This is a genomic window from Nocardia arizonensis, assembly GCF_001310275.1.
In the GTDB taxonomy this organism is placed as follows: Bacteria; Actinomycetota; Actinomycetes; order Mycobacteriales; family Mycobacteriaceae; genus Nocardia; species Nocardia arizonensis.
Genome location: NZ_LGYZ01000117.1, coordinates 19,911 through 28,766 on the forward strand (window position 1 = coordinate 19,911; position 8,856 = coordinate 28,766).

Here is an 8,856-nt window from a genome sequence, read left to right on the forward strand (position 1 = left end):
GCGCCGGCCGGATTCACCACAGTGACCGTCACGCGACGGCGTGGTTGCCTGGTTGTCGGCGCGGCTCACTCGGCTTCGGAAAGGGCGATTCCAGGGCGCTTCTCGAGGCGATCGAGCGCGCGCAGCGGGCCCGCGGCAACCTCTGAGCGGCCCGCGCGGATCCTCGCGCGCGCGGGCTCATGGGTAGAGTTCACGGCATGCGGATCATGTCTGCGTTGGTCGTCGGGCTGACCTGTCTGTTCGCGGTGACGGCCTGCGGCGGTGGCGGCGACGACTCGTCCTCGGGGACCTCGCGTCCGGTGCCGAAGGTGGTGCCGCCGGGGCCGTTCGTCGGCGAATGCGGACATGTCACCGACGACGAGGTCCGCGACAAGCTCGGATACGGGCAGATATCACGGGTGTTCAAGAACGCCGTCGGCTGCAACTGGCAATCCGCCGGTTCCGGTTCGCCGAGTGTGACCTTCGCGTCCTACCGAGGCAGCCCGATCGACCGCGAACGGGCCTGGGTCACCACGCAGGGCCGTCCGCCGGAGCAGATCACCGTCGGCGGCAAGCCGGGCTTCGCGGCACTCGACCCCAGCGGTCAGGTCTGCGATCTGGCGGTGCAGCTCGATGACGATTTCTTCGAATGGTCGACGTCCTACGGGATGTACGGAACGATCTCGGGCAATCCGTGTGACCGCAGTCGCGCGCTGGCCGAGCTGACCGTGCAGCGGCTCGGATGAGGGGTGGGTCAGTGAACCGTGGCGCACGGTTTCGTCGGGTGTTCGCCGTGTTCGTCGCGGGTGCGGCGCTGGTCGGCACCGCGAGTTGCGGGCAGACCGTCGACGGCACCGCCGTGCCGGTCGGGGCGGGCGGCGGCGGCGTGAACACCAAGTTCGACAAGTTGCTGCGCGAATGCGAGGTCGTGTCCTCGGACAAGATCGCCGAGACGGTGGGCGGGACCGGATCGTATGTGTCGGATTCGTTCTTCGGCGCGGTCTGCATGTGGGATCTGGAGGGCGCGGCCACCGGCATGGTGACCCTCAACTGGTACGAGAACGGCAACTTGCGCAACGAGCGTCTGCACAACGACAAATTGGGCTACACGACCGCGAGCATCACGGTGCAGGGCGCGCTCGCCCTCGAGGTACGCCGTCCCAACGACGCGGACTCCTGCGGCGTCAGCGCCAGCGCCGCCGATACCGGTGTGGTCGGCTGGTGGGTGAACTATCGGGCCGGATCGTCGCATCCCGATCCGTGCGGTGCGGCCAAGACGCTGGTCGATATGACACTGAACCTGGCCAGGTAGGACCGCGCCGGTCGACCCCGCTTTGACCCTCGGTTGTCGTCGCGGGTATCGTGGATCGCTGTGCCCGGCACGATGCGGGCAAATTCGTGCTCTGACGTAAGCCAGCGAAAGCGGCCGACCTCTCCGGCATGCCCGAAAAGCGGGTTATTTCCGGCGCGCGACACGCCCGACCTCGGGGCGCGAGAAACGGGGTCGGACGTGCGAGTGAAGGCTCGATGACAGCGGCATGAACGACGGAACCGACGGTGGTGAGCTCTCGCTCGACCGCGACCGGCTCCGCGGCGTTGCCGACCGAAACGGCGACGCGAGCGGATTCGGACGGGGTGGACGAGCGCGATCCGGCGCGGGTCCCGCGCCGCCGCCAATTGAACACAGATACAGACACCTGGAAGAACAGACGACGAGTCGAACGAACGAGTCGGACAAAACAAGGAAAGCCGGTATATGCCAACCATCAACCAGCTGGTCCGCAAGGGTCGCCGCGACAAGGTCGCCAAGACCAAGACTGCGGCCCTCAAGGGGAGCCCGCAGCGTCGTGGCGTGTGCACCCGCGTGTACACCACGACCCCGAAGAAGCCGAACTCCGCGCTGCGCAAGGTCGCGCGTGTTCGCCTGACCAGCGCGGTCGAGGTCACGGCTTACATCCCGGGCGAAGGCCACAACCTCCAGGAGCACTCGATGGTGCTCGTGCGCGGCGGCCGTGTGAAGGACCTCCCCGGTGTTCGCTACAAGATCATCCGCGGCTCCCTCGACACCCAGGGTGTGAAGAACCGCAAGCAGGCCCGCAGCCGCTACGGCGCCAAGAAGGAGAAGAGCTGACATGCCACGCAAGGGCCCCGCACCCAAGCGTCCGTTGATCAACGACCCGGTCTACGGTTCGCCGCTGGTTACTCAGCTGGTCAACAAGATCCTGCTGGACGGCAAGAAGTCCACCGCCGAGCGCATCGTCTACGGCGCGCTCGAGCAGGCGCGCGAGAAGACCGGCACCGATCCGGTCGTCACCCTCAAGCGCGCGCTGGACAACGTCAAGCCGTCGCTCGAGGTCAAGCCGCGTCGCGTCGGTGGCGCCACCTACCAGGTGCCGGTCGAGGTCCGTCCCGGCCGCGCCAACACCCTCGCGCTGCGCTGGCTGGTCAACTTCTCGCGCGCTCGTCGCGAGAAGACCATGGTCGAGCGCTTGGCCAACGAACTGCTCGATGCCAGCAACGGCCTCGGCGCTTCGGTCAAGCGGCGTGAGGACACCCACAAGATGGCCGAGTCGAACCGGGCCTTCGCGCACTACCGCTGGTGATGTCTGCCCGGCCGTCGCTGGTGTCGGCGCGGGAAGGCACACGGCAGGAGCGCCTCGCGGCGGTGGCGGCGGCCAGTCGCCACCGAGTGGGACATCCTGCCTGGTCGAGATAGTCGTGAGGCGGCACTTTCGTGCACCTTCCGGCGTTGACATAGTGATGACCCGACAGGGTCTCGTACCCCAAGATCCCAACTAGCGATCTACGACAAGCAGAGCGGGGAAGATTTCCGTGGCACAGGACGTGCTCACCGACCTGAACAAGGTCCGCAACATCGGCATCATGGCCCACATCGATGCCGGTAAGACCACCACAACCGAACGCATCCTCTTCTACACCGGTATCACGTACAAGATCGGTGAAGTCCACGACGGCGCCGCCACGATGGACTGGATGGAGCAGGAGCAGGAGCGTGGTATCACCATCACCTCCGCCGCTACCACCTGCTACTGGAACGACAACCAGATCAACATCATCGACACTCCCGGCCACGTCGACTTCACCGTCGAGGTGGAGCGCTCGCTGCGCGTGCTCGACGGTGCGGTCGCGGTTTTCGACGGTAAAGAAGGCGTCGAACCCCAGTCCGAGCAGGTGTGGCGTCAGGCCGACAAGTACAACGTGCCGCGTATCTGCTTCGTCAACAAGATGGACAAGCTTGGCGCCGACTTCTACTTCACGGTCCAGACCATCAAGGATCGTCTCGGCGCCAAGCCGCTGGTCATCCAGCTGCCGATCGGCGCGGAGGACACCTTCGAGGGCATCGTCGACCTGGTCGAGATGAACGCCAAGGTCTGGAAGGGCGAGACCAAACTCGGCGAGAAGTACGAGGTCGAGGAGATCCCGGCCGATCTCGCGGAGCGCGCCGAGCAGTACCGCCAGGAGCTGCTGGAGACCGTCGCCGAGTCCGACGAGGCGCTGCTGGAGAAGTTCTTCGGCGGCGAGGAGCTCTCGATCGAGGAGATCAAGGGCGCCATCCGCAAGATGACGGTCAACTCCGAGCTCTACCCGATCCTGTGCGGCTCGGCGTTCAAGAACAAGGGCGTGCAGCCCATGCTCGACGCCGTGATCGACTACCTGCCGACCCCGCTGGACGACGGCGGCACCGACGGTCACGTCCCCGGCAAGGAGGACGAGGTCCTGCACCGCGACGCGAGCGTCACCGAGCCGTTCGCGGCGCTGGCGTTCAAGATCGCCGTGCACCCGTTCTTCGGCAAGCTGACCTACGTCCGCGTGTACTCCGGCAAGGTCGACTCCGGCGCCCAGGTCATCAACTCGACCAAGGGCAAGAAGGAGCGTCTGGGCAAGCTGTTCCAGATGCACTCCAACAAGGAGAACCCGGTCGGCGAGGCACAGGCGGGTCACATCTACGCCGTCATCGGCCTGAAGGACACCACCACCGGCGACACCCTGTGCGATCCGCAGAACCAGATCGTGCTGGAGTCCATGACCTTCCCGGACCCGGTCATCGAGGTCTCCATCGAGCCCAAGACCAAGTCCGACCAGGAGAAGCTGGGCACCGCCATCCAGCGCCTCGCCGAAGAGGATCCGACCTTCTCGGTGAAGCTGGACGACCAGACCGGCCAGACCATCATCGGCGGTATGGGCGAGTTGCACCTCGACATCCTCGTCGACCGCATGAAGCGCGAGTTCAAGGTCGAGGCCAACGTCGGCAAGCCGCAGGTGGCCTACCGTGAGACCATCACCAAGCCGGTCGAGAAGCTCGAGTTCACCCACAAGAAGCAGACGGGTGGTTCGGGTCAGTTCGCCAAGGTGATCATCGCCATCGAGCCGTTCGTCGGCGAGGACGGCGCGCACTACGAATTCGAGAACAAGGTCACCGGTGGCCGCGTGCCCAGGGAGTACATCCCCTCGGTTGACGCGGGCGCGCAGGACGCCATGCAGTACGGTGTGCTCGCCGGTTACCCGCTGGTCAACCTGAAGGTGACCCTGCTCGACGGCGCGTACCACGACGTCGACTCCTCGGAGATGGCGTTCAAGATCGCCGGTTCGCAGGCGCTGAAGGAAGCGGCCCGCAAGGCCGGTCCGGTCATCCTCGAGCCGCTCATGGCGGTCGAGGTCACCACGCCCGAGGATTACATGGGTGAGGTGATCGGCGACCTGAACTCCCGCCGTGGCCAGATCCAGGCCATGGAGGAACGCAGTGGTGCCCGTGTCGTCAAGGCGCTGGTTCCGCTCTCGGAGATGTTCGGCTACATCGGTGACCTGCGGTCGAAGACCCAGGGCCGGGCCAACTACTCCATGGTGTTCAACTCGTACGCGGAGGTTCCGGCCAACGTGTCGAAGGAGATCATCGCCAAGGCGACCGGCGAGTAAGACCTGTCGGGCGCAAGCACCACCCGATTCCCCGTCCACACGGGGATGATCCCAACTCACGCACTGCTGCGAAAGCACGCACCAACAAGTCCAGGAGGACCCAACAGTGGCGAAGGCGAAGTTCGAGCGGACGAAGCCGCACGTCAACATCGGCACCATCGGTCACGTCGACCACGGCAAGACCACGCTGACCGCAGCGATCACCAAGGTGCTGGCTGACAAGTACCCGGATCTGAACCAGGCCTCGGCCTTCGATCAGATCGACAAGGCGCCGGAAGAGAAGGCTCGTGGTATCACGATCAACATCTCCCACGTCGAGTACCAGACGGAAAAGCGCCACTACGCGCACGTCGACGCCCCGGGTCACGCCGACTACATCAAGAACATGATCACCGGTGCGGCGCAGATGGACGGCGCCATCCTGGTGGTCGCCGCCACCGACGGCCCGATGCCGCAGACCCGTGAGCACGTGCTGCTCGCGCGTCAGGTCGGCGTGCCCTACATCCTGGTCGCGCTGAACAAGTCGGACATGGTCGATGACGAGGAGATCCTCGAGCTCGTCGAGATGGAGGTCCGCGAACTGCTGGCCTCGCAGGAGTTCGACGAGGACGCGCCGGTCGTGCGCGTTTCCGGTCTGAAGGCGCTCGAGGGCGACCCGAAGTGGACCGAGTCGGTGCTCGAGCTCATGAACGCTGTCGACGAGTCCATCCCGGATCCGGTGCGTGAGACCGACAAGCCGTTCCTGATGCCGGTGGAGGACGTCTTCACCATCACCGGTCGTGGCACCGTCGTCACCGGTCGCGTCGAGCGTGGCGTGATCAACGTGAACGAGGAAGTCGAGATCGTCGGCATCCGCCCGGACAAGACCAAGACCACGGTCACCGGTATCGAGATGTTCCGCAAGCTGCTCGACCAGGGCCAGGCGGGCGACAACGTCGGTCTGCTGGTTCGCGGTATCAAGCGCGAGGACGTGGAGCGCGGCCAGGTCGTCGTGAAGCCGGGCACCACCACCCCGCACACCGAGTTCGAGGGCCAGGCGTACATCCTGTCGAAGGACGAGGGCGGCCGCCACACCCCGTTCTTCAACAACTACCGTCCGCAGTTCTACTTCCGTACCACGGACGTGACCGGTGTGGTGACCCTCCCCGAGGGCACCGAGATGGTCATGCCGGGCGACAACACCGAGATGACCGTCAAGCTCATCCAGCCGGTCGCCATGGACGAGGGCCTGCGCTTCGCCATCCGCGAAGGTGGCCGCACCGTCGGTGCCGGTCGCGTCACCAAGATCATCAAGTGATTTCCTGAATCACCGGATCAACCGAACGGCGTCGCCCCCCGGGGCGGCGCCGTTCGGCGTCTCGGGTACTCGTAGGTCAAGTTCTGTCCAGCATCATTGCGGCTCGACTCGTTATCGCGTTGTGAACGCAGTCGCGAACATCGGGGATCTCATCGAGTTCCTCGATGAATTCCTGCCATTGGGCGCGGGTACGTCGCACAGTGTCGACGGCGACGAACTCCAGGTCATCAGGCGCACGAAGCCTTTTAGCCAGTCTTGCGAATTGATCGACTCGAACGGAATCGAATCGCTTGCCGCCGCCGAATTTCATGCCGAGATCTTCGGGCTCGTCCCGGAACGGATACGGTTCGGTCGCCATGATGTCATAGGCGGGCGACAATGTCGGGATTCGCTTGTCGTAATAGATTAGCGACCAGTTCTTCAGATGGGCATCACCATTTACGATGAGTATCGAGAATACCAGCCGTCGAACGAATTCTTGCAGCGCCGCAGAGTCGTGCCCGCGGTATATCAATGCGGCTACGGTTTCGAAGTTGCTCGGTCAAGTGTTTCGAAATACTCTTCACAGAATTCGAACCAGCTGTAATTGTGGTGGTGGAATTGCCATTCTATGTGGCTGTCGTAGAGCCAGACGGCGTGACGACCGGCAGCGCTGACAGTATTCACTTGTCCCAGTCCGAATCGTCGTCGGAAACAGACTCCGACTGGTCGGTTTCCCATTCTAGATCGCCGATGATCATACTGTCCAGTGACGGTGTATCTTCGTAATCGAATTCCATGCGATTGTGCATGAAATTTTGCACCGCGTTGTACAGGGTGAAGGATCGCTGCGCCACGAAGCCCTGGGCGTTGCCGTTTGCCAGCCAGGTCGCGATATCCGGATCTATTAGATGTGAATTCAAGGTACGTGCCCATTCGGTGCGGTCGATACCCATCGGAGCCTCGGCGAGAATATCGGGCAACTCGGACGGGGTCGCTTCCAGGCCGGGCACCAGCAACCAGCGTGCCGCGGAATCCGCGTTCGCGGCGACGACCGCGCGGCGCGATATTATCGCTGTCAGAGCCGGTCGCGGTGTCTGCGCCTCGCCCAGCGCGTCGACAAGGTCATTGGTGTCGAGAATTCGGCCGTCTCGCAGTGAGCGGGGTCGCCTCGACCACATCACGCAGGCGATGATTTTGCTGCTTGCGTGGTTAGTGCGAAATCGGTGCACATCGGGCATCGAGATCTTCTCGAACGGAATGGCGCCGAGTAGTCCCGCGAGTGTGGCGTCAATATCGTCCGGTACGGCTAGGGCACACAATGCTCGGGTCGTACCGGTCACCGATCCGGGAAATAGTGTTGTGCCCGCCGCTGCGGCACGTCAATACCATCGACGCAATAGCTGAATTTGTCGATGGTCGAGCGTCGGATGGTGGCCGAAGACCCTCGTCAATACCACCAGCAGATGTCGGTACGGGAGGAATGCGAAGTGTGGTGTGAACGCGTCGAACATCAGGAATTCGATGGCCCGGTCCAGAGCCAGTTGAGTTTCATGGTACGCGCTCTCGGCATCTTCACCCGGAAACTCGCTGGGTCTACGGTCGTCGAATTCGGATCGCATATCTCGCGCAATATCGGGACCACGTCGCGCCAGCACGGCCTTGAAAATGGTGTTGCCGTCCACCGTCCCGAACTCTAGATCGGTCTCGATATGGCCAATTATTTCTTCGATCGCAGTAGACACACTTCGACCGTCATCGGTGTGTGCGGGGTGAAGTGCTGTGAAGACCTCGGCGCGAGTGAGTCTCTTACCGTAGCTGTTGAGCCGGTCGAAAATATCTCGAAGCACTGACTCGTCAGGGGTCTCGACCACTGATGCGGGTATCTTGAATTGGCGAATATTCTTTGCGGCGGCCGTTGCCGTATCGAAATATGGCATTGCTTCAGGCGCATCCCGGAACCATGCCATGAGTTGCTGAAGATCGAACAGGACGGGCAAAGGTATCGCAAAGGATTTGCCGTCGGATGTCGGCACGATCTGATCTGTCACCGGGTCGAAGCTGAGCGCGAAACGTTCGTCGCCCTCGGATTCTTTCGAGAGTGCATTGGCCAGGGTTGTGAGCCGCTGCTAACCGTCCACAACCCAGAGGGCATTGTCCATTTCTGTCGCATCGATTTTCAATGCGCCGACCGTGATGTGTGCTGCGGAAGCCGGGCGAACCCACAGGAGCAAACTACCCACTGGGTAGCCACGCACGATACTGTCGAACAACCGGCGGCCGTCTTCCAGGCCCCACCGGAAAGGTCGCTGGAACTCTGGAATGCGAACTTGCCCCGCGCGCACGCTTGCGACGATCTCCTCGACCTCGAAGATGCGCGCCATGGGCGTCGTTCCCAGACTTGCGGCCATCGACGCTCCTCCTTCTTGCGTACCTCGAGTCATGCGATTCAAGTGACCAATGCGGATGTAGTCAACCGGAGATCAGTAAAGTTACCAACGCAGCCGAGGACACCTTGCTCCGTAAGATGGACATGCCCCATCGGCCCGGCAACGCGAGGTCGCCGACGTGTCGTCAGTTCAGGGGCTGATCCGAGCCCGCGGCGATTTCGGCTTGACGACGATATCGGGCTGCTCGCGCCATCCCGCGTGGGCGCCAACGGGTAT

The 8,856-nt window shown here is 63.2% G+C and carries 9 protein-coding genes and 1 pseudogene; 6 read left to right on the forward strand and 4 right to left on the reverse strand.

Going from position 1 to position 8,856, the window contains the following annotated elements; all coding sequences use genetic code 11:
• Positions 1-197 precede the first annotated feature (197 nt).
• The 6 genes from APZ21_RS26745 to tuf all read left to right on the forward strand — a co-directional run bounded on the left by APZ21_RS26745 (position 198) and on the right by tuf (position 6,211).
• A complete protein-coding gene (locus APZ21_RS26745; RefSeq protein ID WP_054816042.1) occupies positions 198-725 on the forward strand; it encodes a DUF3558 domain-containing protein in 528 nt (175 codons plus the stop codon).
• A 38-nt stretch (positions 726-763) separates the two neighbouring features.
• Positions 764-1,291: a DUF3558 domain-containing protein gene (locus APZ21_RS26750; protein ID WP_307588701.1), complete on the forward strand. Its 528-nt coding sequence runs from the start codon at positions 764-766 to the stop codon at positions 1,289-1,291.
• A gap of 444 nt (positions 1,292-1,735) precedes the next feature.
• Positions 1,736-2,110, forward strand: a complete 375-nt coding sequence (gene rpsL, locus APZ21_RS26755; protein WP_014353064.1) for a 30S ribosomal protein S12 — start codon at positions 1,736-1,738, stop codon at positions 2,108-2,110.
• A 1-nt stretch (position 2,111) separates the two neighbouring features.
• The gene (gene rpsG, locus APZ21_RS26760) at positions 2,112-2,582 is read left to right on the forward strand and encodes a 30S ribosomal protein S7 (RefSeq protein ID WP_014353063.1); all 471 of its coding nucleotides are present in this window, start codon (positions 2,112-2,114) and stop codon (positions 2,580-2,582) included.
• 229 nt (positions 2,583-2,811) lie between these two features.
• The gene (gene fusA, locus APZ21_RS26765; RefSeq protein ID WP_054816044.1) at positions 2,812-4,914 is read left to right on the forward strand and encodes an elongation factor G; all 2,103 of its coding nucleotides are present in this window, start codon (positions 2,812-2,814) and stop codon (positions 4,912-4,914) included.
• A gap of 106 nt (positions 4,915-5,020) precedes the next feature.
• On the forward strand, positions 5,021-6,211 hold the full coding sequence (tuf, locus tag APZ21_RS26770) for an elongation factor Tu (RefSeq protein ID WP_054816045.1): 1,191 nt from the start codon (positions 5,021-5,023) through the stop codon (positions 6,209-6,211).
• A 76-nt stretch (positions 6,212-6,287) separates the two neighbouring features.
• On the opposite strand, the pseudogene APZ21_RS26775 reads toward tuf, so the two are convergent.
• The 4 genes and pseudogenes from APZ21_RS26775 to APZ21_RS26790 form a co-directional block, all read right to left on the reverse strand.
• A pseudogene (locus APZ21_RS26775) lies at positions 6,288-6,728 on the reverse strand (HipA domain-containing protein); the annotation flags it as partial.
• A 145-nt stretch (positions 6,729-6,873) separates the two neighbouring features.
• Positions 6,874-7,533, reverse strand: a complete 660-nt coding sequence (locus APZ21_RS26780; RefSeq protein WP_156371349.1) for a hypothetical protein — start codon at positions 7,531-7,533, stop codon at positions 6,874-6,876.
• Between the two features lie 39 nt (positions 7,534-7,572).
• The gene (locus APZ21_RS34440) at positions 7,573-8,241 is read right to left on the reverse strand and encodes a hypothetical protein (protein WP_156371350.1); all 669 of its coding nucleotides are present in this window, start codon (positions 8,239-8,241) and stop codon (positions 7,573-7,575) included.
• A 78-nt stretch (positions 8,242-8,319) separates the two neighbouring features.
• On the reverse strand, positions 8,320-8,601 hold the full coding sequence (locus APZ21_RS26790) for a DUF262 domain-containing protein (protein ID WP_162240388.1): 282 nt from the start codon (positions 8,599-8,601) through the stop codon (positions 8,320-8,322).
• Positions 8,602-8,856: the final 255 nt, after the last annotated feature.